Annotated in this window: 24 protein-coding genes; 3 read left to right on the plus strand and 21 right to left on the minus strand. The window is 34.1% G+C overall.

The window, feature by feature from the left end:
• The first annotated feature begins 79 nt into the window (after positions 1-79).
• A complete protein-coding gene (gene lptB, locus ACHRV5_RS17880) occupies positions 80-820 on the plus strand; it encodes an LPS export ABC transporter ATP-binding protein (protein WP_026982881.1) in 741 nt (246 codons plus the stop codon).
• A 93-nt stretch (positions 821-913) separates the two neighbouring features.
• Here the strand turns inward: lptB and ACHRV5_RS17885 are convergent, their stop codons facing one another.
• Together ACHRV5_RS17885 and ACHRV5_RS17890 are read right to left on the minus strand one after the other, a co-directional pair.
• Positions 914-1,768 carry a glycoside hydrolase family 25 protein gene (locus ACHRV5_RS17885; protein ID WP_395427670.1) on the minus strand — a complete coding sequence of 285 codons (855 nt, stop codon included), beginning with the start codon at positions 1,766-1,768 and terminating at the stop codon, positions 914-916.
• A 14-nt stretch (positions 1,769-1,782) separates the two neighbouring features.
• Positions 1,783-2,493 carry a CDP-alcohol phosphatidyltransferase family protein gene (locus tag ACHRV5_RS17890; protein WP_395427671.1) on the minus strand — a complete coding sequence of 237 codons (711 nt, stop codon included), beginning with the start codon at positions 2,491-2,493 and terminating at the stop codon, positions 1,783-1,785.
• Positions 2,494-2,769: 276 nt separating this feature from the next.
• Between ACHRV5_RS17890 and ACHRV5_RS17895 the strand changes: the two genes are divergently transcribed.
• Together ACHRV5_RS17895 and ACHRV5_RS17900 are read left to right on the plus strand one after the other, a co-directional pair.
• On the plus strand, positions 2,770-3,753 hold the full coding sequence (locus ACHRV5_RS17895) for a PorV/PorQ family protein (RefSeq protein WP_395427783.1): 984 nt from the start codon (positions 2,770-2,772) through the stop codon (positions 3,751-3,753).
• 37 nt (positions 3,754-3,790) lie between these two features.
• Positions 3,791-4,927 (plus strand): DUF4105 domain-containing protein, encoded by a 1,137-nt coding sequence (locus ACHRV5_RS17900; RefSeq protein WP_395427672.1) that lies wholly within the window; start codon positions 3,791-3,793, stop codon positions 4,925-4,927.
• A 1-nt stretch (position 4,928) separates the two neighbouring features.
• On the opposite strand, the gene ACHRV5_RS17905 is transcribed toward ACHRV5_RS17900, so the two are convergent.
• The 19 genes from ACHRV5_RS17905 to ACHRV5_RS17995 all read right to left on the minus strand — a co-directional run bounded on the left by ACHRV5_RS17905 (position 4,929) and on the right by ACHRV5_RS17995 (position 26,072).
• Positions 4,929-6,323: an exopolysaccharide biosynthesis polyprenyl glycosylphosphotransferase gene (locus tag ACHRV5_RS17905; protein ID WP_395427673.1), complete on the minus strand. Its 1,395-nt coding sequence runs from the start codon at positions 6,321-6,323 to the stop codon at positions 4,929-4,931.
• A 61-nt stretch (positions 6,324-6,384) separates the two neighbouring features.
• Positions 6,385-7,734, minus strand: coding sequence for an O-antigen ligase family protein (locus tag ACHRV5_RS17910; RefSeq protein WP_395427674.1), 1,350 nt, complete (start codon positions 7,732-7,734; stop codon positions 6,385-6,387).
• A 7-nt stretch (positions 7,735-7,741) separates the two neighbouring features.
• Positions 7,742-8,842 carry a glycosyltransferase gene (locus ACHRV5_RS17915; protein WP_230003254.1) on the minus strand — a complete coding sequence of 367 codons (1,101 nt, stop codon included), beginning with the start codon at positions 8,840-8,842 and terminating at the stop codon, positions 7,742-7,744.
• Entirely contained in the window at positions 8,839-9,957 is a 1,119-nt protein-coding gene (locus ACHRV5_RS17920; RefSeq protein ID WP_395427676.1) for a glycosyltransferase family 4 protein, read from the minus strand. Before ACHRV5_RS17920 ends, ACHRV5_RS17915 begins: the two co-directional genes overlap by 4 nt.
• A 69-nt stretch (positions 9,958-10,026) precedes the next feature.
• Positions 10,027-11,130 carry a glycosyltransferase family 4 protein gene (locus tag ACHRV5_RS17925; protein ID WP_395427677.1) on the minus strand — a complete coding sequence of 368 codons (1,104 nt, stop codon included), beginning with the start codon at positions 11,128-11,130 and terminating at the stop codon, positions 10,027-10,029.
• Positions 11,131-12,285 carry a glycosyltransferase family 4 protein gene (locus tag ACHRV5_RS17930; protein ID WP_395427678.1) on the minus strand — a complete coding sequence of 385 codons (1,155 nt, stop codon included), beginning with the start codon at positions 12,283-12,285 and terminating at the stop codon, positions 11,131-11,133. It abuts the gene before it with no gap.
• A 1-nt stretch (position 12,286) separates the two neighbouring features.
• On the minus strand, positions 12,287-13,666 hold the full coding sequence (locus ACHRV5_RS17935; RefSeq protein WP_395427679.1) for a UDP-glycosyltransferase: 1,380 nt from the start codon (positions 13,664-13,666) through the stop codon (positions 12,287-12,289).
• Positions 13,667-13,710: 44 nt separating this feature from the next.
• On the minus strand, positions 13,711-14,595 hold the full coding sequence (locus ACHRV5_RS17940; protein WP_395427680.1) for a hypothetical protein: 885 nt from the start codon (positions 14,593-14,595) through the stop codon (positions 13,711-13,713).
• Positions 14,595-16,028: an MBOAT family O-acyltransferase gene (locus ACHRV5_RS17945; RefSeq protein WP_395427681.1), complete on the minus strand. Its 1,434-nt coding sequence runs from the start codon at positions 16,026-16,028 to the stop codon at positions 14,595-14,597. Before ACHRV5_RS17945 ends, ACHRV5_RS17940 begins: the two co-directional genes overlap by 1 nt.
• Before the next feature lie 53 nt (positions 16,029-16,081).
• Positions 16,082-16,723 carry a CatB-related O-acetyltransferase gene (locus tag ACHRV5_RS17950; protein WP_395427682.1) on the minus strand — a complete coding sequence of 214 codons (642 nt, stop codon included), beginning with the start codon at positions 16,721-16,723 and terminating at the stop codon, positions 16,082-16,084.
• Between the two features lie 163 nt (positions 16,724-16,886).
• Positions 16,887-18,008 carry a UDP-N-acetylglucosamine 2-epimerase gene (gene neuC, locus ACHRV5_RS17955; protein WP_395427683.1) on the minus strand — a complete coding sequence of 374 codons (1,122 nt, stop codon included), beginning with the start codon at positions 18,006-18,008 and terminating at the stop codon, positions 16,887-16,889.
• Entirely contained in the window at positions 18,008-18,799 is a 792-nt protein-coding gene (locus ACHRV5_RS17960) for a glycosyltransferase family 2 protein (RefSeq protein ID WP_395427684.1), read from the minus strand. The genes neuC and ACHRV5_RS17960 overlap by 1 nt, the downstream gene beginning before the upstream one ends.
• Before the next feature lie 8 nt (positions 18,800-18,807).
• Positions 18,808-19,851, minus strand: a complete 1,044-nt coding sequence (gene neuB, locus ACHRV5_RS17965) for an N-acetylneuraminate synthase (protein WP_395427685.1) — start codon at positions 19,849-19,851, stop codon at positions 18,808-18,810.
• A 14-nt stretch (positions 19,852-19,865) separates the two neighbouring features.
• Positions 19,866-20,537, minus strand: coding sequence for a cytidylyltransferase domain-containing protein (locus ACHRV5_RS17970; protein WP_395427686.1), 672 nt, complete (start codon positions 20,535-20,537; stop codon positions 19,866-19,868).
• A 238-nt stretch (positions 20,538-20,775) separates the two neighbouring features.
• Entirely contained in the window at positions 20,776-21,846 is a 1,071-nt protein-coding gene (locus tag ACHRV5_RS17975; RefSeq protein ID WP_395427687.1) for an acyltransferase family protein, read from the minus strand.
• Positions 21,843-22,961, minus strand: coding sequence for a glycosyltransferase family 4 protein (locus ACHRV5_RS17980; protein WP_395427688.1), 1,119 nt, complete (start codon positions 22,959-22,961; stop codon positions 21,843-21,845). The genes ACHRV5_RS17975 and ACHRV5_RS17980 overlap by 4 nt, the downstream gene beginning before the upstream one ends.
• On the minus strand, positions 22,954-23,988 hold the full coding sequence (locus ACHRV5_RS17985) for a glycosyltransferase family A protein (protein WP_395427689.1): 1,035 nt from the start codon (positions 23,986-23,988) through the stop codon (positions 22,954-22,956). The genes ACHRV5_RS17980 and ACHRV5_RS17985 overlap by 8 nt, the downstream gene beginning before the upstream one ends.
• Complete coding sequence (locus ACHRV5_RS17990; protein ID WP_395427690.1) at positions 23,989-25,131, minus strand: glycosyltransferase; 1,143 nt, start codon at positions 25,129-25,131, stop codon at positions 23,989-23,991. It lies immediately after the preceding gene.
• Entirely contained in the window at positions 25,128-26,072 is a 945-nt protein-coding gene (locus tag ACHRV5_RS17995; RefSeq protein ID WP_395427691.1) for a glycosyltransferase family 2 protein, read from the minus strand. The genes ACHRV5_RS17990 and ACHRV5_RS17995 overlap by 4 nt, the downstream gene beginning before the upstream one ends.
• Between the last annotated feature and the right edge of the window lie 3 nt (positions 26,073-26,075).

A 26,075-nucleotide genomic window follows, 5' to 3' on the forward strand; every position in this document is an offset into this window, starting at 1 on the left:
AATCAAATTTTTAAAATAGATTGAGCTAGTTTTTAAAAGTATCTCATGATCTAATTTTCACATTATCTAATTAAAAAAAATGAAGCTAAGAGCCGATAATTTAATCAAAACTTACAAAGGCCGAAGTGTTGTTAAAGGAATTTCCGTTGAAGTTAATCAAGGGGAAATTGTTGGGCTTTTGGGACCAAATGGTGCCGGAAAAACAACCTCTTTTTACATGATTGTAGGATTGGTAAAACCAAATCAGGGCAATATTTATCTGGACGACCTGAACATTACCGATTATCCAATGTACAAGCGTGCACAGCAGGGAATTGGTTATTTGGCGCAGGAAGCCTCCGTTTTTAGAAAATTAAGCATTGAGGATAACATTCTAAGTGTTTTACAATTAACTAAACTTTCTAAAGAAGAGCAAATTGCAAAAATGGAAAGTTTAATTGAAGAATTTAGTCTGGAACATATTCGTACCAACCGAGGGGACTTACTTTCGGGAGGGGAACGTCGTCGTACAGAAATCGCGCGCGCATTGGCAACAGATCCTAAGTTTATTCTGCTGGATGAACCCTTTGCAGGTGTTGACCCGGTTGCCGTGGAGGATATCCAAAGAATTGTAGCGCAATTAAAAAATAAAAATATCGGAATTCTAATCACCGATCACAACGTACAAGAAACCTTGGCCATCACCGATAAAACGTACTTAATGTTTGAAGGAGGAATCCTAAAAGCCGGAATACCGGAAGAACTGGTAGAAGATGAAATGGTTCGTCGTGTTTATCTCGGACAAAACTTCGAGTTACGTAAGAAGAAGCTGGAGTTTTAATTTAGTATTCAGTCTCAGTCACTGAATACTGAGACTATAAACTGAGACTGTAAACTGAGACTGTAAACTGAGACTGTAAACTGAGACTGAAAACTAATCCACTGTAATAAACTGCAATTGTTGTAAGTCTCCATTATAGATATTAACGTCAACTGTGGTTTTTATGCCCGGTACAGTTGCTTTCTCTGTAAATTGCCAGAAGAGCCAGTCTTCCTCTATTCTTTCACGGTAGAAATTATAATTGGCAATCCAAAACAAATACTCGCTGAATTCTTCTTTCAAAAAATCAGCATAATATCTTTCACCGCTATAAATAATCGGGCGAACTTTGTAGTGCTCTTCTACTTTGAGCAACCAACGTCTCAAGCCTTTTTTCAGACTGTCCAGAGATTGGTTTTTAGGAAGTTTCTCGATGTCTAAAACCGGAGGCAAGTCGCCTTTTTCTAATTTTACGGTTTTAATAAAGAGATTTGCCTGTTCTATTGAATTTTCATTGGGACGATAGTAATGATAAGCCCCTCTGATCATTTTGTTTTCTTTGGCTCCAATCCAATTTCGTTTGAACTGGAAATCTTTTCTGTCTCGGCCCACAGTTGCTCTTATAAACACAAAATCTATCGGGTATTTTTGCTCTAAAGTATCTACGTAAGACCAACTTATTTTTCCTTGGTATTCAGATACATCCACACCAACTGATTTCCCTTCCCGTTTGGCCAGAACCTGAAAGTTCCGAACATCCGAAAGTCGTTTGTCCTCGATTTCTTTTTCTGAAACCTTATGTGATTTAAACCCTAAATAATAGGCCAATCCTCTGCGATAATGATAGGCCGCCGTCAGAAAAAGTCCAATAAAAGCAAAAATAGTCAGGTACCGAAATAATTTACCGATCGAAGAACCTGAATTTGATTTTCGATTGTTATTTGTCCTTTTGGCCGGTTTTCTTTTCATTCAATAAAAACTAACTACTTTTTCAAAAACGTATTGTTTACCACTGATAGTAGTACATAAAAAAGTATAATTACCGGAATCGCACTATACTGAAGTAAAAATAACAGTACAAGACAAATTGACAAAAACACGATTTGAAGCGCGTTCTCTTTTAAGCTCATTTTCTTTACTTTTAAAGAAAACAATGGTATTTCGGCATTCATAATATAAGCACTACATAAAGCGATCACTAACAAAACCCATTGATTAGTCAGAATTTCCAGTACTATCAAAGAATCTGAAAATTTCAATACCAAAGGCAAACTCAAAATAAACAAGGCATTCGCGGGTGTTGGCAAACCAATAAAAGAATCTGTCTGACGTGTATCAATATTAAAATTAGCCAATCTGTAACAAGAACCTAATGTTACTATAAATCCTAAAAACGGAATAAAGGCATTTGTCCCTAAATCGTGTGCACTATTGGTAAATAAAGTAAACATAACATAACCCGGCACAACTCCACTGGTTACCATATCGGCCAAAGAGTCTAATTGCAACCCAAGCGGACTGGAAACTTTAAATAATCTGGCAAAAAAGCCATCGAAAAAATCAAAAAATATTCCTAAACAAACCATGTAAAAAGCCATAAGATAGTTGGCTTCTGAAACATAAACAACTGCTATGCAACCGCAGAAAAGATTGATTAATGTAATTAAATTAGGAATGTGTTTTTTAATATTCATCTGTACTAAATTTTGATAATAGTGAGCAACAAATTTAGTACAATAACTGCATCCAAAACACGTTTTTTAAGGAGTTTTTTGTCTAAAATTTTGAGTTTTGTAATATTTATCAAAATCAACAAATTAGATGATTAAAATATTATATTTTTGATAAAATTTAAAACAGACCCCGGTTTACAAAAAAAATATCCGTTGAAGAAACTTTTCGCGCTTTTACTATTTTGGAGCTCTACTATGCACTATGCACAAACGATTCGAAAATACTCGAATGAGTTTATGAATATCGGCGTTGACGCTGCTGCACTTGGGATGTCAAGCGCTGTTGTATCCTCTACAAATGATGTAAACTCCGTTTACTGGAACCCTGCCGGTCTGACTCATCTCGAAGATCACCAGATCTCCTTAATGCACGCCAATTATTTTGCCAACATTGCGCAATACGACTATATCGGTTATGCGAGTCCGATTGATGACAGAAGTGCCTGGGGAATTTCGATGATTCGTTTTGGTGTTGATGACATTCTGGACACGACCGAACTAATCGACAATCAGGGGAATATTGATTACAACCGAATACGCTTATTTTCAACAGCAGATTATGGTTTTACATTTTCATACGCCCGAAAATTGCCTATAGAAGGATTTCAATATGGGGTAAATGCAAAAGTAATTCGCCGTATTATTGGAAAATTTGCGAACTCGTGGGGATTTGGTTTCGATTTTGGACTTCAGTTTGAAAGAAACGACTGGAAATTTGGTTTAATGCTCCGGGACATCACTACTACTTATAATGTCTGGAATATTGATGAGGAAGAATATAAAAAAATCTCAGACGCTATTCCGGGAGAGAACAATACCTTGCCCGAAAGTACCGAAATCACGTTGCCAAAAGCGCAATTGGGCGTGTCCAGAAAAATAGATTTTCATTACGACTACAGCCTTTTAATTGCGACCAATCTTAATATGCGTTTTGAGCAAACACATGATATTATTTCCTCCAAAATTGTAAGTATCGATCCGGCAGTAGGTTTTGAATTCGGTTATACAGACTTGGTTTTCTTAAGAGCCGGAGCCGGAAATTTTCAGAATGTAACACAATTGGACAATACCGAAAAACTAAGTTTTCAACCGAATATAGGATTAGGATTTAAATATAAAGGTATTCAGGTAGATTATGCTTTGACCGATTTGGGTAATCAAAGTACTGCTTTGTACTCTAATATTTTTTCGATAAAAGTAGATTTAGGTATCTTTAGATAATAATTACAAACCTTTAAACTTCTTAAAATTTTAAATCATGAAGAAAGTCATTTTTAAAATAACGTTTTTTACTTTATTATTATTAAGTTCTACTATTGGTTTTAGCCAAAATGTACCCTTGTCAAAAGAAGCTAAAGTAAGCGTTATTACTTGCGGTCTTGGCAACGAAACGTATTCATATTTTGGACACACTGCCATTCGCGTTTCCGATCCTTTAACCAATATTGATGTTGTCTATAATTATGGTGCTTTTGATTTTAGTACTCCTAATTTTGTTGCAAAATTTACAAAAGGAGATTTGCAGTATTTTGTTATTGCCCACTCGTACGCTGAATTTATTGACAACTACAACTATGAAAAACGAAGTGTTTACGAGCAGGAATTACTTATTTCATCGGATTTAAAACAAAGACTTTTTGACAAACTAAATACAACACTGCTTTCTGAAGATCGTTTTTATACTTATAAATTTATTGATAAAAACTGCACTTCGATGGTTGTAGATGTAATCAATACCACTTTAGGAAAAAACACGATTACCAAAAAAGGCGACACTGATATCACATACAGATCAATACTGTATCCTTATTTTGACGGACATTTTTATGAAAAGTTAGGAACGAGCATTATTTTCGGAACCAAAGTTGACCAATTGGGAACCCGCATCTTTTTACCGTTTGAATTGAAAAACAGTTTAGAAAAAACTACTTTTCAAAATCGTCCTTTGGCCAGCGCAAGTAAAACACTTTTGAGTTTTGAAAAAGAAACACCAACATCCTGGTGGAACAACATTTACACTTACCTTATTGTACTTGCCTTTGTAATTTTAGTACACAACAGGATAGTAGACAAAATCTATCTTTTAATTTTGTCGTTAATGGGAATCTTTTTTGTTTCTGTTGGATTTTATTCTTTTCATCTGGAACTATCGATGAATTATAATGTGCTTTTATTCAGTCCGCTGTTGTTGATTCTACTATTTCTTTCTATAATCAAAAACAAAAAATGGACTTATCGTTTTACAGTTTTACATCTGCTTTTTCTAATCGTTTATACCATCTTCATGATCAATAAAGCACATTTCTTTATTGTTTTGCCAATGATACTAACGAGTGGCTTTGTTTTAGTACGAGTAGCAATCCGAAACAAAAAACGGATTCCTATTATCATCTAAATTACTGTCCGCGATAAAACACAATTGTGGTAATGGTTTTAAACGTAATACTCAAATCCAGAAAAACACTTCTGTGTTTGATGTAATACAGGTCATATTGTAATTTTATCAGACTTTCTTCTATCGATTCACCATAAGAATAATTGACTTGTGCCCAACCGGTAAGGCCGGGTTTTATAACGTGTCTTGTTTCATAAAAAGGCATTCTCTGGGCAATTTCATCCACAAAAAACGGACGTTCGGGTCTTGGTCCAATTACGGCCATATCTCCTATAATAACATTGAAAAACTGTGGTAATTCGTCTATTCTGGATTTGCGCATAAATTTTCCAAACGGAGTAACACGTCTATCCCCTGAAGTTGCAAAAGCCACTCCATCAGATTCTGAGTTTTCGACCATTGTTCTAAATTTGTATATTTTAAAAACAACTCCATTTTTACCTACTCTTTCCTGGGTGTAGAACAAACTCCCTTTATTCCCAATCAAATTTCCGATAAAAATGAAAGGAATAAAAATACAGCAGATTATCAGTCCAACGAACGAAAAAAAGAATTCGAAAAAACGAACCTGAAACAAATACAACTTATTGTTATTGCTTCGGCTAAAAGGGAAAAACCGATAAAAATCTCTTGAAATATAATGTACCGGAATACGCTGCGTTTTGCTTTCGTAAACTTGTGTATACTCCCGAATTATGTTTCCGCCTTCTAATAAATGAAGTAGCTTCTGGTACAACTCAGTTGTTATTCCATCCGTATTCTGGGAGGCTATCACAATCTCTGAGATATTATGTTTAGAAACAAAATCTTCCAGATCTTCTCTTTTGATTTTTTTTACGTAATGAAAACCCAAATCCTCCTGAACAACCGAATCTGAGTTTACGAAACCCACAATTTTATAATGAGGATCAACATTTTCAAGCCCTAAAACCAATTCTTCGACCTGATTCTGATTGCATATTAAAACTACGTTCTGTACAAATCTGTGAGAAGCCAAAAAATAAACATACAGGTATCTCCAGGCTAATAATGAAAAGAGAATTGCAAAATAAAATACCACAATTGCGATTCTGTGTTTCGGTAATTCCGGCGATAAAATCGGGGTCAGCAAATACACAATTACTGTTGTACTGGTAGTAAATATAGTACTCTTAAGAATCTGAAGCTGGTTGCTTGCGACCTGTAAATTATACATTTCGAAGATAGATCCGAACATGTAAATGTAAAAAATCAATACAATTTCCCAGTAATAATTTGCGCTTGAAAACTCAAAATACTTAAAATCAAAAGTAACACTCAACAAAAAAAGTGCACTTAAGACCGAAATAGCATCTAAAATATGAAGTAGTACTTTCCGTTCCGATATTTCGAAATGAATTTTATTATTTAAAAACATTTATTCTATAGTTTAATTTGGGGTAATTAACTCGCAACAAATGTATTATAAAAAAAAGGATTTAATCCAGTGAATGTTCAGGTTTTTCAGGAATGTTAATTTGAACAGAAAGCAGCGCTAAAGCATATATAAAGGCCGGAGCTGCCAATCGCATAGCCGCGTGATTAATTGTTAATAGCCAAAACGCCCAAAATGAAAGCACAAATACATTTTGACGGTTATTTACAAAAAACAATAACGGAGTAAACAATAAAATCAGTAAATCTATTATGCCTAAAGTCCCGTGTTCAGCCATCATCCTGGTTATCTCGTTATGAGAAGCCGCTTCAATACCTGTTTCTTCTTCTCTGATTTCTTTATTCTTTCCTACCCCTACTCCCAGAATAGGATTATCAAGAAACATTTGAAATTCGGAAGCGATAAGAACTTCTCTACCCGATAATTTACTCTTTTTCTCTCTTCCTGCTGCATCCTGATTAGCATATCTTTTATTAATCAATCCACTGGTTTGCATTGACGAGTATCCCCAGACCCCTACTCCTGCCAGAAATGTAAGGATGATTACTAAACCAACTTTCGCCTTAGACTTTGCATTTCCTTGTTTGTACAAGACAATTAGAAGCAAAACAATCATTACAATACCGGTCATTACCCCTCCTCTTGAAAAAGTAACAATTCCCCTAAAAGCAAAAACGAGGACAAGAAAACCGTTAACCGCTATGAGCAACTTACTTTTAGAGTTCAATAATAGTTGTACGAAAAACACAAAAATTCCTAAGCCTAAAATAGTTGATACCTGATTGGGGCCAAATCCACCTGAAGTTGCAAAATTAGAATCTGTTCCTCTTACAACATCCTTCACACTTGGAGAATACATAAAAAGATAAGCAGCAATAGAAACCAGAGGCAGAGCCAAGGCCGTTATCACCACCTTTAATCTGTCGAAAGTTATTCTTCTCTGAAAACAGTAAATAGACGAAATCCCTAAACAAACTGGTCCCGAAATATTAAAAACAATTGCTTTCCTGATGTCTGTATCCATATTTAAGGAAAAAACAGATAAAATCACACTTGGAATAAGTAAAATAAAAAAGATCCAGTAGATAAATGCCCGGTTCGAAAAACCGGAATAGATGATCCCAATAAACATAAAGAGTATAACAGCATATTTACCAAATTCATTTAAAATAGCACCGTTTGTCATCCTTAAAAACACCTCAACTGTAATAACATATGCCGACATTATCAGAACTTCATTATTTTTGTTTTTATTTTTCACTATGTAAATAAGTCCAAAAGTGCAGATTGACAAAGCGTATATCTTTGAGGTAAACGGTAAAATAAAAACCAACACAGCAATTGCTGCATGAATGACGAGAAGGTATATGTATATTAGTTTCGGGTTTTTCATTGGTATTTTAATTGGTATTTTTCACCACAAAATTAGTTGAAGATTGCAACCAAAAAATATATTCTTTTATTATTGCATCTTCACTATAATCTGACAGGATTCTTTTATTCAAATTCAACCCCATTTCTGTTCTTAAATTTGGCTGTTCTATCAAGATTTGAATGGCTTCGATAAATTGATTGCTATTATTAGATTCAATAATCTGTCCTTCCTTTTCAGAAGTAATCACTTTGGAAATCTCGCCTACATTTGTTGCAACAGCCGGTAATTTGTACAATCCATATTCCAGAACGGCTAAAGGAAGCCCTTCAGAAAAAGAAGGCAGGACCGCAATATCACATTGTTCTAAAGCACTGCCCACATTTTTTACAGCACCGTAAAAAAAGACGGTATCCTGAAGTTTAAATTCGGCTACCATTTTATTTAATCGGTCCGCATATAAATCTTTAAAATCTTTGCCGAATAGATGAAAACTCCAGTCCGGAAATTTATCTTTTATTGAACGGGCTACATTTAACAGTAATTCATAATTCTTTTGAGGACGTAAGTTCGCAACACAAATAATTCTCTTTCCCTCGGATCCAAATAAGGATATTTTTTCATTTAAAATTACTGACTTCTCAATAAAATTAGGAAGAAATATAATATCAGGACAAAACAAATACGATGCTGCCCACTTTTCTAATGCAGTATTCACTGAAATAATACCCTTAAAAAAAACAGAGCCAAATTTAAGACTTAAGCTCTTTCTTAAAGTTAGATCCTGAGAGATTCCATAATGATCGTGCCAGATAATTTTTACTCTCGGAAGCGTTATTTTTGCTAAAACAGCAATAAAAAAAGAAGAACTATGCGCATGAATAATATCAATTTTGTTGTTCTTCAGATACTTTCTCAGCTGAAAAACAGCTTTAAAATCTACACTCTTTTTTCTCTTTAAAAATAAATAAGACACTTTTTCGTCTATCTGACTTAAAAGCAGCCCTTCTTTCCGGGTTGCAATTAATCCCGAAAAAGTAATTTTCTTAGCCAGAGCATTAGCATAATTTACTGCCATTCTCTCTGCTCCACCCGTTTCTAAAGAGTCTATAAGCTGTACAATTCTCATTCTGTGAGTATCTTTTTAATCTCCGTTTCAAAAACAGTTGTAGTATAATTCTGTGACCATTCCAGTGCCAGCTTGCTTTTGGAAAAAAAAGCTTTTTCATTCTCCAGTATTTCTTCCAGTTGAATTACATCTTTCTCTAAATCCATATCCAACAAAATCCCTCTGTTTCCATAATCGAGCATAAAAGGAACGCACGAAACTTTGGTTGCAACAGGTACGCATCCCCAAAACATACCTTCGGCTATCGCTTTAGGCCAGCCTTCACTTTTAGATGGCAGTACTACAAAATGACTTTTTTTATATGCTTTTTTTATGATATCCTGGTTTTGGTTACCGTGCAATAAAACATGGTTTTCTAATTGATTTACTTTAATATAGTCCCGTAAAATCTCTTTTTCAACTCCTTCTCCATAGATATTCAAAACGACGTTTTTACCTTTTTTAATCAGTTTCTCCGCCAGTCGTATTGCGTACATCGGATTTTTACCTTTAACTAAGCTTCCGACGAAAATCAATTCTATTACTGGATCAAGGCTTGGTTTTTCTATGCTTTCCTTCTCAGATACTGAATAGGTCGCTGTAAAAAAGGGCTTTATATTTTTAGATTGGTTTTCCCAATCTCCGTAAACCAAAACCTGCATATTTTTGGTCAAAAAAATATTGCTTAAAATATATTTTTGTATCCGATACGCCAACGGTTGTTTGCTTTTTGGATCCCAATTACCTGCATATTTGGCTGTTTTTGTTTTATTCGGAAATAAAATCTGCACCAGACATCCCAACAAACCCATATTTCCCGGACAACGCAAATGAATGTGATCTGCAGTTTGCATTGCTTTATAAATCCTCCACGATACCAAGGGCAAAAAAAGAAGACTCCTTAAAATACCAACAGGCGTAGTTAATGCCAAAGCAGGCACTTCCTGAAAATTAAGCTCGGGGTGTTGATAAGCCAAATCAATGTTGCCGACTTTATCTTTAAGTAAAGGAGCGACAATACTGACCTGATCTACATATTTAAACCAAATATTCATCTCCCAGACATACGGACCATAGCCGTACAAATGAGTCTCTTCCTTTTTATGGAGAACATGGGTGATGATTGTAAAATTCATAGATTCTGAGCTTTTTCTGTGAAAGAAAGGGTTCTTTTAAATAGTATTCCGGATGCAATTGGATTTCCCTTACTTTCTTTCGATTATTTTTTTCATCATTGCGCTATAGGTTTCAACACCAAATTTTTCTACAAATGTTTTCCTTGCCTTAATCCCCATCTCATATTGATTTTCAGCACTGTTTTCTACTCTTTCAAAAAGCAAAGCCATTTCTTCTCTAGTAGGATTAAATTTAAAGCAATCTATCCCCTCTTCCAGTTCTGTAGAAAGTCCTGTGGTATTTGAAATTAGCAAAGGAGTCTGATTCATCATCGATTCTAAACCCACTGTTGGTAAATTATCAAATTTGGAAGGTATAATAGTATAATGACTTTCATTGAGATATTTATCAATTTCATTATAAGTTAAGGCCCCAACAAAATTAATCTTGACATCGTTACCTATTAATTCCTCAATTTGCTTGTGCTGACTACCGCTGCCTGCAATATTCAAAATAATTTTTGATGTCTTAAATTTCTCTTTATAAACTAAAAAAGCATGAATTAAATCAATAACTCCTTTTGATGGTTCGAGCCGCCCTAAATAAGATACTACAATAGAGTCTGAATTTAAAGTACTTTTTCCATTAAATCTGTCTTTCATCGGATTCACAACTTTTATTCCTTTTGTGCAGCCAAAATAGTGTTCCAGATCCTCTTTGGCTAAGTCCGAAGGACAAATAACCTGATCTGCAAACCATTTATAAAGCAGTTTCTTTCTGTATTTTTTGAAATTCCTTTTCAAAGAGGAACTCGAAACATCTTGCTGAATCTGAGTAGACAATGTATGATAATAGGGAAATGTTTTAATCTTACCCAGTGAAAGTATTTTAGATACTATGGTGGTGATATTAACATTTACAAAATGGCTTATTAGTACAGTTGGCCTGTATCTCCAATAGAGTTTAGCGAACCAAAGCGCATCCTTAAATTTCACAGGTCTGTTTGCTGTTGGCCAGGAATAAACGGAAAGCTCTCCTTCTCCGATATTTTCTTTGAAGGGTTTGTTAAAAAAAGGGTTGTGCGAAATAAATACAACATTATTGCCCGCACGTGTTAAATCACGAGCTAAATAATAACTCATAAAAGAAAATGAACTTTCGGTATAATTATGTGCTATTAAAATTGTTTTCATTTATTCGTTACCTAAAATTCCCATCTTATAAAAATCAATATTCTGAAGAACAATATTCTCTAAACCATATTTTTCAAGTACAACTTCTCTGGCCTTTTTCCCCATTACAATTGATTTTTCCTTGTTATCAAAAGTCCAAATAATCTTTTGAGCTATATCTGCTGGGTTATGTGGGTCACATAACAAGCCTGTTTTATAATTTTCTATTGTCTCGGGCCCGGGGCCTAATTTGGTAAAAACAACGGCTTTTCCCATAGCCATCGCCTCCGGTGCGACTAGCCCCTGTGTTTCCATATGAGACGGGAATACACAAACTGTAGCTTCTGAATACACTACTGGTATATTTGTATATGGAATTGCTCCATGAAAATGAATGTCTTTTACAAGCTCTCCTAATTGCGGCAACTCTTTTTCTTTCAATAGCTGCAGGTAAGAACTACCGTCAGGAAAAAACCAATCTCTGCCATATATTTCTAAAGTTGCCTCAGGGTATTCTTTTTTCACCAATGGAAAAGCTTGTATTAACTGACGAATTCCCTTCTTCTCGCAAACCGTACCTACAAAGACAATTTTCGATTCAGGAACTTCTTTTACTATTGGCTGAAACAATGTTGTGTTTATCGGGTTGTTAATATAGGCAATAGCTTTCCCATTATAACTTAAATATTTTTCGGTGTGCGTTTTTACATATTGAGAAACGGCAATAAAAGCATCGCTATTTTTAAACGATCGATTCTCTTGAAATCCTTTCCATTTATTGATTTTTCTATTTTCGCTTTCCGCAAAAAAATGATGACCTCCGTGAAGTCGGATGATGTATTTTATAGTCTTTATTTTACTGATAAAAGCAAGACCTAACTCAGAAGACTCCACTATATTGATCGGATTATCTTGGTGAATTTCTTTTATCTTTTTGTTAATTGCTTTAAAATTAAAATACCAGGAAATCATTTTTAAAGTACTTCTTTTTAAACGATAGACATGCACACCGTCTACAATTTCGGTCTCGTCATTTAAAGTATAATTAATCCCAATTACCGAAACATGAATTCCTCTTTTCACCAATGCTACAGCCAGAGTCTTTACAAAACTACCTATCCCGCCATGAGGGAATCCTTCTTTTGGATATTCATTTGTTAAAAAACAGATGTGCATTTTAATTGGCTTTAATGATTTCCCTTATTCTCATTGAGGCATTTTTATAATCTTCCAGTACTGTTTTTTTCCATTCAATCATCTGCGAGCTACAACTCTTTTGAAGCGTTAGCTTTTCTACAATTTCCGCTTTATTGTTCAGCCAAATTACGGCATCTTTATTAGGCATACTCTTGAAATGCTGAAATTGATAAATCGTTTTTACCGACCAATCCCTCACATTTTTAATTGGCTGATCGTAATTAATAAAGACACAAGGTTTGCCGAACATGGCAAAATCAAAAGCCATAGTCGATCCAACATTCACCACTATATCCGAGTAAAAAGCAGTGCTAACCAACAACTTCACATCGTCAACCGATGGATATACTGTACTCCATTCATCTGTAGTATTAAAATACCACAAAGGAGCGGCTTCTTTTATCAAATCTTTATATTTATGTACAACAGCATCATATCTGCCTGAAAAATCTACCGGACATCTTCTGAACAAAATTTGATATTCATCCTGTAAATTAGCTTTTATCAATTCTTCAGCAATATCATTTAAGTACGCCGGATCATCGGGAGATGTCTTTGTATCATCACCGGAAAAGCAAATGATTTTTTTATTTAAATCTAAATTATAGCTCTTGTAAAAAGTCTCTTTGTCAATACTGTTTTTTTTCTCTTCGTAAAACTCAAATTGAGAAGTTCCAGTAATAGCAATCTTTTCTGATGGAATTTCAGGATAATACAGCTCTAATTCTTTTTTCATGTAAGCGGACCATACCAAATAATTATCTGCTCTTAACGCCATTCTTGCCTTTGGCAAATTATCCCAGGAATAAATTACAGTTGCTGTCTTAATTCCCAGATCGGTCGCAGCGGCAAATATAGTGGCTACTTTCAGCGCACGTTGGTGCGAGCAAAAAACAGTTTTTGGCTGTACCTCTTTTAGTATATTTTTTACCTCATCGTAAAAAATATTCTGACGGATTGCTTTTTGGTATTTTTCTTCTAATTTGAGAATATTGGAGTATTCTTTAAAAAAAGGAGCTGCCATCTCAATTAGTTTATAAAAAACCTTTTTCGAAAATGTCTTTTGATTCCAATTCCAATTGGTCAATAAGGAAGTGTTTTTTACTTTTTGAGTATTATAATAGAGTCTGGAAAGGCAAATTAATTCTCTTAAAAATTTCTCTTTAGCAGATTCTTTGTAAGCCGGAATAGTAATTTCGTCATCAATTGTTACATTATCTTTAATCGCATTTACCGTTTCAGGATCAAAATTATGAAACAACACTAAATCCTCTTCCATATCTTTAAAGACATTAGAATACAGATAATTTCTAATTCCGACTCCATCGGGAAAGAGCAATAAAATTTTATCCTTCTCCATTCAAAAATTCAATCATTAACTTATAATTCTTAAAACTGGTCTGGTTACTTTTTACCAAAAAAATCATTTATAATTCTCGCCGTAAAAATCTTTGCTCCGGTATCGTTCATGTGTCCACAGGATGAGAAATACTTGTCTTCGACTACTACATTTTCATAATTATGAATTTCAGGATAGGCCTTTTTTACTTTGTCGAAATAGTTCATTCCTTTAACATTCTCGCACATTGGTGTCATTACCGCTATAAAATTAATGCCATTGGCTTTGCAGATATCCTTAATCTCTTGGTAGTATTTATTATGAGGCAGTGGATTCAGATTAACAATATTGTTTTTCATATTCCCGTTTTTTGTTTTGAACAAAGGGTAATATCCTGAATTATCCAGCATGGATGTTTTTTTATGAATTGCCGTAAAAAAAGCCTCTCTAAATCCAATTTTGCCATCGTACTTTATATAGCGATAAAAAGGCAGGTAATACAACTCATTGAAATCTTTTTCGTTTTCAAAATGTTTTTTTATCGTTTCAGAATTGTGAATGTAGGGTAAAAACAAGGCCGAAATCCCCTCGGACTTCTCCTCTCCGGAAAGATTTAAATCGGCTTCTAAGATTACATTCTTAATCACATATTTTCTTTCGATCATCAATTTTAACATCAATGAAGCCTCAAACAAATGTCCCCCGCTCATTCCGTAATTAAATGTTTTCAATCCTTTATCCTCAAACATTTGTGGGACAAAATGGTTATTGGCACGAGAAGAGCCTAGGATTACGACATCATATTTTTTAGCTTCAGAATTTACAACCGTTTCGACCTTACCACGGTTTTTTGATTGCATAAAAACAACGGTATACAATCCGTCCAGTATAACCGCTACAAGAGCTGTTACGAATATAATTTTGACTGTATAAATTAAAAAATTCTTCATTAAAACTGAAAATATATAAATTCTTTATAATCTGAATAGGTTCCGAAAGCTAGTATAGCCACGATGGCCAATGCCAATTTAAGCATGCTTCTTTTTCCAGAAAGTGGTTCAATTTTGTTCCTGTTATTCCATTCAACCAAAACAAACAAGCCAATCATTACTAACAATTCGTAGCTGTAACGTTCGTTATCTAAATATTGAAAGCTGAAATCTCTGTTTGTAACTATTCTTTTTAAATAAGAAACTGCGTCTGTAATAGATCTGGCTCTAAAAAACACCCAAGCAACACAGGTTAGTAAAAAAGTATAAAGAATACTCATTAGTACTTTTACGGAATCGAAATTGAATTTCAGCTGAATTGCATCCATATTATTGCGGTTACTGTTTGACAAAAGTAAAGGCAGGAAATACACGGCGTTTATAAATCCCCAAACTACATAAGTCCAATTGGCTCCGTGCCAAAATCCGCTGACCACAAAAATGATGAATGTATTTCTGATTTTCATCCCAAGACCGCCTTTGCTTCCTCCCAATGGAATGTATAAATAATCGCGAAACCAGGACGATAAAGAAATATGCCAGCGACGCCAGAACTCGGCAATATCTCTGGAAAAATAAGGATAATTAAAATTTCGTAACAAGTCTAAACCAAACAATTTCGAAACTCCCAATGCGATATCGGAATAGCCTGAAAAATCTCCATAAATTTGAAATGCAAAATATATGGCTCCCAAAATAAGAGAGAACGAATTCATTCCTGTATAATTATCAAAAATAGCATTGGCATAGGTTGCACAGGTATCTGCAATAACTACTTTTTTTACCAGACCCCAAATGATTTGATAAACACCTTCTTTTGCCAGTTGAAAATTAAACTCTCGTTTTACTTTTACCTGTGGCAGTAAGTGTGTGGCTCGCTCTATTGGTCCTGCCACTAAAAGCGGAAAATAGCTTACAAAAAGAGAATAATCTATAAAATTGTATTCTGCTTTTATTCTTTTGTAATAGATATCAATAACATAGGATAGTCCGTGAAAAGTGTAAAATGAAATTCCTACCGGAAGTATAACCTCTAATAAAATCGGACTTGCCTTAACTCCCGCCGAACTTAATAATTCTGCGAAAGAAGCTGCAAAAAAGTTGTAATATTTGAAAATCCCCAGAAATCCTAAATTGACTAAAATACTAAGCCAAAACCAGAATTTTCGGCTTTTTTCAGATCTTCCTTTTTCGATCTGAATACCGGTATAATAATCCAGAAATGTAGAGAAAACCAATAAAAACAAAAATCTCCAGTCCCAACACGAATAGAAATAATAACTCGCTACGATCAATAAGGCATTTTGGGTGCTTTTGGTTTTATTGAAAACAAACCAATATAGAAAAAAGACGATTGGTAAAAAAATAGCAAACGCTAAGGAGTTAAAAAACATAAATTGAATTAATTATTAAAATGCAAATGCTATTTATTTATGGCTACAATGAATTACTTAAACCACTTGGTAGTGAAATCATGAATCGAAATATAAAAATCTCCTACGTTTTCTTCTACTTTATCGGGGCTCCAATTCCACCATTGTATTTTTTTCATTTTGTCGATGGTATCGAGATCATATTTCATTTTTACAATTGCTCCGGGAATTCCTCCAACAATTGCGTAATCCGGAACATCTTTTGTAACCACTGTACCTGCCAAGATTGTAACTCCGTCTCCAATTTTTACATTGGGCAAAATTATGGCATTCATTCCAATCCACACATCATTGCCGACTATGGTTTTACTTTCCTCTGTTCTAATATTTCTTTTAAAATCAGACTGGGTACTGCTACCGATCGGTAACTCTTTATTGACAAGGTGATTGAAGTGCGGATAACTTGTGACCTCACTTATCGTATGATGCCCTGAATCTAATATAAAATTCACATCATTGGCTATAGAACAGTATTTTCCAATTTCTAATGCTGAATTTTGATGCCATTGCCAGACAAATGCTCCATTATGATAGGTTTTATAGCCTATAGAAACATTTTTAGCCTTATGCAAATAGGTTTTATTTTGACCTTTTAAAAAGTCAAAATATCCCTTTCCCAGGATTGTCCACGCTATTCTTCGAAAAAACTGTTTCATTTTACTTTTCCTTAGCTTGATAGTTCATTTAATTGAAAGGCACTCGTATTCCAAAATAAAACAACGCTGTTATTTTCAAAACCAAATTCACAAAAAATGGCAGACGCAAAATTTCGTAACCCAATCCCCGCGTATCCTAAACTAAAAACCTTATTGTTTCTCATTAAAAATCTTTAAACTGCTTTTGGTGATTCAGCTGCCAAATATCGTTTTTCTTTAGTGAATCCAAAAACAATTTGCTGCTATTTCCTTGTCCAAAATCAGTAGTAGAAGCCTGAACTTCGTGAGAATCTATAACCGATAATGCTTCTTTTATACTTTCGGAAGCATAATCTGTATTGATAATGTCGGCATGAACGGCCCTATTCTGCTGACGGGTTCCGATATTAATGATTGGAATTCCATAATAAGGTGCCTCGCGAATTCCGGCGCTGCTGTTGCCTATAATAAACTGGCTGTTTTTTAGCAAGGTTAGAAAGTATTCAAAACGAAGAGATGGGAAAATTCTGAATCTTGTATTTTGTTTTAACTTTTCATAGGAATCTAAAATAAATTGACTCCCTAAATCATTATTTGGAAAAATGACAATATAATTATGATCATCCGCCAGTAAACAATCGACAAAAGTAGCTGCATATTCTTTCATGGATTGAAATTCCGTCGTTACGGGGTGAAACATCACAATGGCGAATTCCTGAAACGGAATTTCATAATATTTCTTGGTGATCTCTAAATCGGGTAGTGTATCAGAGAACATAATATCAATATCGGGCGAACCTATAGCAAAAACAGATTCTTTTATTTCTCCCATTTGAATTAATCTTCTCTTGGCCTCTTTATTCGACACAAAATGAATGTGACTTAATTTACTAACACTATGACGGATTAATTCATCAACGGTTCCTGAGACTTCTCCTCCTTCAATATGAGCGACCAAAATATTATTTAAAGACCCTACGATAGCTCCTGCAAGTGTTTCTACACGATCACCATGTACCACAATCATATCGGGGTTGATCTTTTTACAGTAATTGGATAAACCTTCGATTGTTTTGGCCAAAGTTAAATCCATTGTGGTTTCGTGCGTGTGATTTTCGAAAGTAAATACATTCTTAAAATTACAGCGCTCAATTTCGATTAAGGTATACCCATAAATTTCCTGCAGATGCATTCCGGTCACAAAGACATAAACTTCAAATTCCGGCTGTTCTTCCAGAATTGAAATCAGCGACTTTATTTTACCAAAATCGGCTCGGGTTCCGGTTAGGAAAAGGATTTTTTTCATTAATTCGAAGCTTTCTTTTTGGACTGTTTTTGAATTTCAATTTTGGCTTTCAAAAGCAAGAATTCACGATTCATTGATTCAAAATATTTTTTGGTATTGGCAAATAGTATATTCTTTAAAAACGAACCCCAAATAACGGTTGTACTGAGAAACTCTTTTTGTCGTAATACATTCGAGGCAATGGTTTCGTTTTTATATCTCGCAATATTTCCTTTTACCGTCCTTTTTATGAAATAAAAATAAGTTTCGTTCAAATCTATTATTTGAAAGTCGTTCTTAACTACCCGGTCGGACCATTCTTTATCTTCAATCGCAACGAGCTCTTCATTAAACTTAAACTGCGCCCACACTTCTTTATTTATTAAAGCACAGGCGGCCATTAAACCACTATCAAGAGGTTCTAGTACTTTAAAATTATTTTTTACTGCTCGCTTATAATTCTCTATACTATTAATATATCTTATTCCTGCTATATTTTCATTGGCAGTTAAAGCAGCTAACGTATTTTTAAAGAAACTCGTGCCAACCGGAATTGCATGGGCACTTAACAATAAAACATATTTGGTTATCGCAGCTTCGATCCCCACATTTATTGCTCTGCCGTAGGTAAAGTCTTTTAGATTTACCACCCTGCAATTGTATTTTAAGGCTATCTCTACGCTATTGTCTGTCGAATAATTATCTACAATTATAATTTCTTTATAGTCTCCGGAATATACATTTGTAATAATAGACAAAATATTCTCAAGAGCTTTTGCCTCATTTTTATTTCTAATAACAATAGATATCATAGCTTTTTTTAGTGTTGAAAATCAGAAAAATCTAACTGCTCATCGTTTTCTATATCTCTTGTTGCCACTTTTCCAATTAGATCACTAAAATGTTCTGCCAGAATTTTTCCTGTACCGGGACGTTTTACCCAGATATTCTCTTTTGATAATTTTTCTCCTTTTTTAATTGGTGCAATCGCGCAAACTGTTGCAAAAGCAAAATCTATAGTTACCTGCTCCTCTAGTGCCGGTTTTTTTGTTCCCCCGCGCATTAAAGCAATTTCGGCACTCGAAACAATTAATTCACCACAAGCTTTTTCATCCATACTGCAAACAATATCCGGACCTGTGCGTTGCATATGATCTGTAAAATGGCGTTCTAAAATACTGGCTCCAAGAGCAACAGCTCCCAAACAGGCATTATTATTTAAGGTATGATCACTCAATCCGAAAACTTTATCAGGAAATGCCTCATGCAATTCGGTCATGGCTCCATAACGAACCAAATGAATTGGTGTTGGATATAGGTTAGTCGTATGCAACAAAGCAACGGGAATCGCATGTTTATCAAAAATAGCCACCGCTTTTTGAATACTTTCAATCGTATTCATACCTGTGCTCAAAATAACCGGTTTCCCAAAAGAAGCAATATGTTCCAGTAGGGGATAATTGTTACATTCTCCTGAACCAATTTTATAAGCCGGTATGTCAAATTTCTTTAATCTTTCTGCTGCTGCCCGTGAAAAAGGTGTTGAAATAAAGATCATGCCTTTACTTTCAACGTAATTTTTAAGTTCCAGTTCCTCCTCTTCATTTAAAGAACAACGCTCCATGATTTCATAAATAGAAACATCTGCATTACCGGGAATTACTTTTTTGGCAGCACCACTCATTTCGTCTGCAACAATATGCGTCTGGTGTTTTACAACCTCAACTCCTGCTCTATGTGCTGCATCAACCATTTCTTTGGCAACCTCAAGAGATCCTTCGTGATTAATTCCGATTTCGGCAATAACTAAAGGTGGAAAAACCGTTCCGATTTTTCTACCGGCAATTTCTATGTATGGATTCATAAAATGAATTGTTTTTATTGTTGTAATCGTTTTTGAAACAGATATTCCGCATAATCCAAATCTTCCGGAGTATCAATATCAACTTGTGCAAAAATATGATTTACTTCGAACGGAAATGCATTTTCTGAAATAATAATATCATTCAAAATTAAGGATGCTTTTGTGATGTATAACAATCCATTTTCGAAGAAAAGAGGCTCTAAATCCTGACTCCGTTGTCCAATAGTATAATTAAACGGAGTAAACTTTTTATTAGTGATTTTTCCAAATTTCTGATGATTTCTGGTCACTGTAAATAGACTGTCAACGTTTTCTTTTTGATAGGCTTTGAAAGTTTCTGCTAACAAATTCCCTGGGCGCAACGGATTAGTGGCTTGCAGTAAAATTACGTTTTCGATGTCATTACTTTCAATAGATTCCAAAACATGTTTTAATGCTGAAACAGTGGGCTCTAAATCACCTGAAATTGCGGCAGGTCGATCAATTACCTTTGCTCCAAACTGCAGGGCTGTTTTTTTTATTTCGACATTATCTGTCGAAACATAAATTTCGTCAATTATGGTATCGTTTTGCTGAGCATATAAAATAGAATGTACTATTAAAGGCAATGTTCCAAAAATCTGAATGTTTTTATCCGGAATTCTCTTTGAACCTCCCCGAGCGGGAATAATAGCTATAGTTTTCATAATTTTTTTATTTTTATCAAACTGCATTTTCAGAAAGTGCCAACCTTTTTTCTTTGATTTCAATTGGTTTAAAATTGGTTTCTCAAGATAAATATAAGTTATGGAAGAAACCAAAATCAGCATACCTGATATGCAATACTTACAAGGCTCTTCATTAAATCTAATCTATTACTTAATTTTATTGTTTTGTAATTACTTCCAAGATCAAAAAAACACTCTAAATTCAAGGCCAGAGCTGTCAAGAGGCATTTTTTATCTGAAGGGCAGCCTTATTTCGAATTCTTATTTTACTTTGAATTGGTTTCTCCAAATAAATATAAGCTACTGAAGAAAAGACTATCAAGATAAAAAGCCTTAGAAAAAAGACAATTGTTGGATCACTAATATGCAGGTATTTGTTAACACTATAAGCACTTATTAAAGCATAAATCGGATGTTGTAAAATATAAATTCCAAAACTAATTTCTCCCAAGAATACAAAGACTCTATTCCTGAACAGCTTTGTTATGATTCCATTGTTTAACGAAATAAAAAACAGCATCGGAATGAAAAGCACTGCTAATAATCCATTATGAAAATTTAAACCTAGTGGAAATTTTAATCCCAAAATTAATAAAGCGACCAATATCAGAAGGATGAAATCATAGTTGCCTTTTTTCTCTTTTAAATTTCTAATAAAAAACAATCCGGCGAGGTTCCCGACTAGAAATTCATTCAAATGCAGTAACGGATTGTATTTCAAAACATCCTTGATAATGCTTAATTGATTTTCTTCGTACCTGAAAAAATACAGCTGAAAGATGATCTGGCTCAAAACCCAAAACAAAACAATAACGACCGTAATTCTTTCCAAGGTCATTTTTTTGAGGAATCTATTGAATACAAAAGGAAAGATGGCATAAAAAAGTAATTCAACAGACAGCGACCATCCTGGCGGATTAACAGATAAAACTTTGTCTGGAATCCAGGCCTGAATCATAAAAACATTTAAGAACAAACCCCAATAGTCTATATTTTTTTCTCTGAATTGCAGTAAAAGCATAATCAGTATAGCCAAAAAATAAAGTGGATAAATCCTGGCCAGCCTGTTTTTTAAATAATCTCCCGCTGAAATAAAAGCTTTATTTCCATAGGCCAGTATCATTACAAAACCTGATAAAATAAAAAAATAACTAACACATACGTCAGCATTGCGAAATATAAAAGCAATATTCTCATTGTAGAAAGGGAAGCTTTTTCCACCGTAATGAAAAACAACAACTGAAACTGCAGCCAGAAATCTGGTAAAGGTTAACTGCTCTATTCTCATAATGCTATTTGACTGTTTGCCAGTCTGCATTTTGCCTGATCAATAATCTGGTTCATTTTTATATTCCAATTCTCCATAGCATACAATTCATTTGAAAATTCAGGAAGCTTAATATTTCCCTCTAAAAATGCATTTATTGCCGTTTCCCATTCTGAAATAAAATGAGGATTTTCGATTAGCTTTCCAAGTTTCCCGTAGTGCAGCACTTCCGGAACACCCCCAAAAGCAGATGCAATGCAATAATTCCCACAATGCAAAGCTTCTATCAGGCTAAGCCCAAAACCTTCCTGACATAAAGTAGGGAAAAGATAACAATCAGAAGCCTGATAATATTTTGGAAGTTCTTCGTTTGGAATTTTCCCCAGAAAAACCACTCCCTCCATTTTTTGTCTTGGATCGCAACCAATCACAACTAATTGTATTTTCTTTTCAACGGAATAGATTTTTCTCCAAACCTCTAAAATTAAGTCCAGTCCTTTTTTTGGTCGGTCTTGCGAACACCAAACGAAGGTTTTTTTATTGCCAAAGCCTAATTCTTCTTTTAATTTTATTTTTTCGGTTTCAGAAACTTTCTTAAACTTCTTTGTATCAATTCCGTTATTTAAAATTGAAAAATGGCTTGGAAGTATAATATTGTTTTTTTGATGCGCTTTATAACTGTCCATCGTTAACAAGATCATTTCATCAATAATTTCGTAAAAATCCTGACCAGAACCTGATTTTGTATAGGGTGAAAAACCGTGGTAAAAAAACTGGATGTAACATTGTTTCTCAATTCCTTTTGAAACAAGATGTTTTCTAAGTGACTTAACCATTCCATAATTATCAACAACCTGGATGATATATTTTTGCTTGGGGTCAATTATTTTATCAAGAGCCACAAAATATTCCAGATTTTTACACTTCAGAAATTTACGTTGCAATTTGTGCCAGAACGTAAGTTTTGCAAAATGGTATTGTATTCCATCAAACAATTTTTGCGGTTTCGGACATATGATATAATCGATTTTATGATTGTTCTCGAGGTAATTTTTATACAGAGTCGTCCAACTCCCAATCTTACTATAAGGAAGAGAGGTTTGAGAAATCAGAATTACTTGCGCCGGATTATTCATATTTCCGGGTATATTGGAGTACTTCTTCTCGGGAAAGTCCTTTTAGCTTTAGACAATATTGCCATATCATTTTTTGTGTAATGATCCTTGAGAATACTTTATATTTTAATAAAAATGCAATTTCCGATGATTTTATTTTTCTTAAAACAGGTGGTTCAACAGGAAAAAAATCATTCGGTTTTATTTGTTCCAAGGTTTCCTGCATCCATTTCTCTTCTACATTTCCTAAATGGTAAGCAAAATTATCCTCGGTTGAAAGTCGCCACATTCCATTCTTCACTACCGGAAGATCAAGAAATTTTTCTTCACTATCTCCTCCAAGCATAAAGGCGGAGTGTTTAATCTCCATTTTTTCAAAAACTTCTTTTCTATATGTTGCTAAAAAGTGACCTGCTCCGGGAACAGCTTTAAAATTACCATTTGCAACCGTCAGATATTTTTCGAGATGCAAACTACTATACATATTAGGTTTTCCGACACTTGCCGCAAAAGCCTTTAATGCCACGGGATTCTTAACTTTTCTAAAACGAAGTGATTTTGAAAACAGCAGTTCAAACCATATATTAAAGGTATAACTTTTTAGAGACCTCGAAGATGGAGTTGGACAAACTGTCCCCGTTTTTGGAAACATCTCAAAAACAGCGTAAGTCTCTTTTTGCCAGTCTTTTAAAAACAAAACATCACAATCAGCAACGGTAATAAAAGTAAAATCATGTCCTGAAATACCTTTGACAATAGCATTTAGCTTTCCGATATTTGTAGAGTGGATTACTTCTTGTATTTTTCCGTCTTTTTGAAGCTCGTTTAAGTACTCAACCACATCATCATGGCTCCCATTATTTACAACCGTAATGTACGTTTTCTGATGAACAGTCTTGAATACTGATTCCAGACAATATTGCAAAATTTTAAAACTTTCCTTAAAATATCCTTCCTGATCGGGAATATAAACAGGAATTACAATCTGATGAAAAAAATCATTTGATTCCTGTGGTTTATCTTTATTCGGATTAAAGCCTATTCGCATTTAGAAATTTATTTCAATATTTTGGTATAAAGCTATTACTTTTCGCTGATTAAGGACATAATCTAATTTTTCCAAAGCAATTTTTTCATTTAATTTATTCGCATTAACCAACATTTCTTTATTCTCAATTGCTTGAATAATTAACGCTGCAATAACTTCAACATTTTCAGGATCCTGAATTAAAAAACCATTAACGCCATGTTCAATAATTTCGGCCGAAACATTACCTGGATTAGATTGAATTGGAAAGGCTCCCATAACTATTGCTTCAAGCATTGTATTTGCCATACCGTCTGAAATGTTGTTTCCAATATACAAAAGTGCTTTTCCCATCAATTCCATTACCTGATTTTGCGATAATTCATCTCTGTCAAATACCGTAAAGGGAAGATTATTCTGTTTTACGTAGGTTATGACCTGCGGATGTGCTCCAAAAATAATTACCTCATATTGACTCAAATTGGGTAATTTTTTCTGCAATGCTTTCACTACATTAAGAGCTCTTCCAAATTTATGTTGGTACCCTTTCACAAGAATTATTCTCCTTTCTTCGAAAGGGATTTTTAACTTATCCAACGCTTCTAATTTGTAACCTGTTCCGCCCGGAATTACACCCAAGTGTTTCCCTTTAAACCCTAATTCTTTGGCAATCTGATAATCTCTCAGACAATCTGTATGTATAAAATCTATTCTTGAAAGCGCACTTCTTATTTTTGCATTATGTTTCTTATCCTTCTGAAAATAAAACAAATCACTGCCCCAACAAGAATATATCCATTTGATATTTGGAAACTTATTCATCGTTTTGACAATTGGATAAGAACAGGACTGCATCTCAAAACTATGAATTATATCTGGACTTATCTCTCTGATAATTTTTTCGAGGGCTTCATTTTCCGTAACCTCAAGAAAAGGGCGAATACACGAATAAAATCCGGGCATTTTTTTAGAAAGAAAAAATTCCCCCTTTATGTGCGGAATTTTTCTTTTTGAAGTTTCTAGCAATTGTCGGACATTTTCTAAAGTCTCCAACTTTCCTCTTCCAAGAATGTCATACCAATACAATTCAAAAGAAGTATCTTTTAGATTTTCAATCCAGCGAATGACGTGGATGGATGGCATTGATATAAAAAGGATTCTCATTTTAATAATTTATATCCTTTATTAAAAACCAAAAATACAACAGAGCCAAATAGTGTTTTAAATATTCCTTTAAAGTCTAATATTTGCAGTTCTTTTTGCAATACTTTTTTTAAGTAATAAAGACGATAATCATTTTTTTGTACCATTGCCTCCTTAAAAAAATATTTATAGCGACCAATTATAAATTTTTTCAAAACAGTTATATCGGCCCTCTTATTTTGCTTTATTAAGTTGACATGCTTCGCTCGTGCATGCATTTCAGACCTGATTTCTTTAAAATTTAACTTGCCTATTTCATGTGAAAGCGAATCTGCATGAATTCTATATTGAATTAAAGGTTCCTCTATATACGCAATAGAAGGATCTTCGTACAACATTCTCAAGTTAAAATCCCAATCGTCTAAATTAAATATGTTTTCGTCAAAAAGAGATAGTTGTTGTATCAAAAACATTCGCCTCCAAGTTGGTGTAAAAGTAAAAAAAGTAATTTTTCCGATTAAATAATCTTCGATTGTGTTTTTTGAAATAAAATTGTGTTTTTTATCCATTTTGATCCCTCTGTAATCAACGTATTCCAAAGATGAAATGACAACATCAAATTCGCTATTAAAATAAGAGCTATTTGTACTTATAGCATTTTTAAGAAGTACATCATCACTATCAAACCATTTAATCCATTCTCCTTTAGAAAGTTCAAAACCGTAATTCCGACAAGCATTAGCTCCTTTAACTCTATTGTCCGGTCTTTTATGAAACTGAAAACGATTGTCCTTTTTTACGTATTCACCTACAATACCTTCTGTGTTATCTACTGAACCATCATCTATAACAATACACTCCCAATTCGAATAGGTTTGTACTAAAATACTTTCTAACGTTTCTCCAATTAAATGAGCACGATTGTAGACAGGAATAATGATGGAAATTAAAGGCTTAGTCATAAA

The organism is Flavobacterium sp. FlaQc-52, assembly GCF_044007495.1.
Classification (GTDB): Bacteria; Bacteroidota; Bacteroidia; order Flavobacteriales; family Flavobacteriaceae; genus Flavobacterium; species Flavobacterium cupriresistens.

Excerpts from the sequence above, each read along its gene's own strand:
- lptB (WP_026982881.1), top strand. The coding sequence starts at position 80 with ATGAAGCTAAGAGCCGATAATTTAATCAAAACTTACAAAGGCCGAAGT.
- ACHRV5_RS17885 (WP_395427670.1), bottom strand. The coding sequence starts at position 1,768 with ATGAAAAGAAAACCGGCCAAAAGGACAAATAACAATCGAAAATCAAAT.
- ACHRV5_RS17890 (WP_395427671.1), bottom strand. The coding sequence starts at position 2,493 with ATGAATATTAAAAAACACATTCCTAATTTAATTACATTAATCAATCTT.
- ACHRV5_RS17895 (WP_395427783.1), top strand. The coding sequence starts at position 2,770 with ATGAATATCGGCGTTGACGCTGCTGCACTTGGGATGTCAAGCGCTGTT.
- ACHRV5_RS17900 (WP_395427672.1), top strand. The coding sequence starts at position 3,791 with ATGAAGAAAGTCATTTTTAAAATAACGTTTTTTACTTTATTATTATTA.
- ACHRV5_RS17905 (WP_395427673.1), bottom strand. The coding sequence starts at position 6,323 with ATGTTTTTAAATAATAAAATTCATTTCGAAATATCGGAACGGAAAGTA.
- ACHRV5_RS17910 (WP_395427674.1), bottom strand. The coding sequence starts at position 7,734 with ATGAAAAACCCGAAACTAATATACATATACCTTCTCGTCATTCATGCA.
- ACHRV5_RS17915 (WP_230003254.1), bottom strand. The coding sequence starts at position 8,842 with ATGAGAATTGTACAGCTTATAGACTCTTTAGAAACGGGTGGAGCAGAG.
- ACHRV5_RS17920 (WP_395427676.1), bottom strand. The coding sequence starts at position 9,957 with ATGAATTTTACAATCATCACCCATGTTCTCCATAAAAAGGAAGAGACT.
- ACHRV5_RS17925 (WP_395427677.1), bottom strand. The coding sequence starts at position 11,130 with ATGAAAACAATTTTAATAGCACATAATTATACCGAAAGTTCATTTTCT.
- ACHRV5_RS17930 (WP_395427678.1), bottom strand. The coding sequence starts at position 12,285 with ATGCACATCTGTTTTTTAACAAATGAATATCCAAAAGAAGGATTCCCT.
- ACHRV5_RS17935 (WP_395427679.1), bottom strand. The coding sequence starts at position 13,666 with ATGGAGAAGGATAAAATTTTATTGCTCTTTCCCGATGGAGTCGGAATT.
- ACHRV5_RS17940 (WP_395427680.1), bottom strand. The coding sequence starts at position 14,595 with ATGAAGAATTTTTTAATTTATACAGTCAAAATTATATTCGTAACAGCT.
- ACHRV5_RS17945 (WP_395427681.1), bottom strand. The coding sequence starts at position 16,028 with ATGTTTTTTAACTCCTTAGCGTTTGCTATTTTTTTACCAATCGTCTTT.
- ACHRV5_RS17950 (WP_395427682.1), bottom strand. The coding sequence starts at position 16,723 with ATGAAACAGTTTTTTCGAAGAATAGCGTGGACAATCCTGGGAAAGGGA.
- neuC (WP_395427683.1), bottom strand. The coding sequence starts at position 18,008 with ATGAAAAAAATCCTTTTCCTAACCGGAACCCGAGCCGATTTTGGTAAA.
- ACHRV5_RS17960 (WP_395427684.1), bottom strand. The coding sequence starts at position 18,799 with ATGATATCTATTGTTATTAGAAATAAAAATGAGGCAAAAGCTCTTGAG.
- neuB (WP_395427685.1), bottom strand. The coding sequence starts at position 19,851 with ATGAATCCATACATAGAAATTGCCGGTAGAAAAATCGGAACGGTTTTT.
- ACHRV5_RS17970 (WP_395427686.1), bottom strand. The coding sequence starts at position 20,537 with ATGAAAACTATAGCTATTATTCCCGCTCGGGGAGGTTCAAAGAGAATT.
- ACHRV5_RS17975 (WP_395427687.1), bottom strand. The coding sequence starts at position 21,846 with ATGAGAATAGAGCAGTTAACCTTTACCAGATTTCTGGCTGCAGTTTCA.
- ACHRV5_RS17980 (WP_395427688.1), bottom strand. The coding sequence starts at position 22,961 with ATGAATAATCCGGCGCAAGTAATTCTGATTTCTCAAACCTCTCTTCCT.
- ACHRV5_RS17985 (WP_395427689.1), bottom strand. The coding sequence starts at position 23,988 with ATGCGAATAGGCTTTAATCCGAATAAAGATAAACCACAGGAATCAAAT.
- ACHRV5_RS17990 (WP_395427690.1), bottom strand. The coding sequence starts at position 25,131 with ATGAGAATCCTTTTTATATCAATGCCATCCATCCACGTCATTCGCTGG.
- ACHRV5_RS17995 (WP_395427691.1), bottom strand. The coding sequence starts at position 26,072 with ATGACTAAGCCTTTAATTTCCATCATTATTCCTGTCTACAATCGTGCT.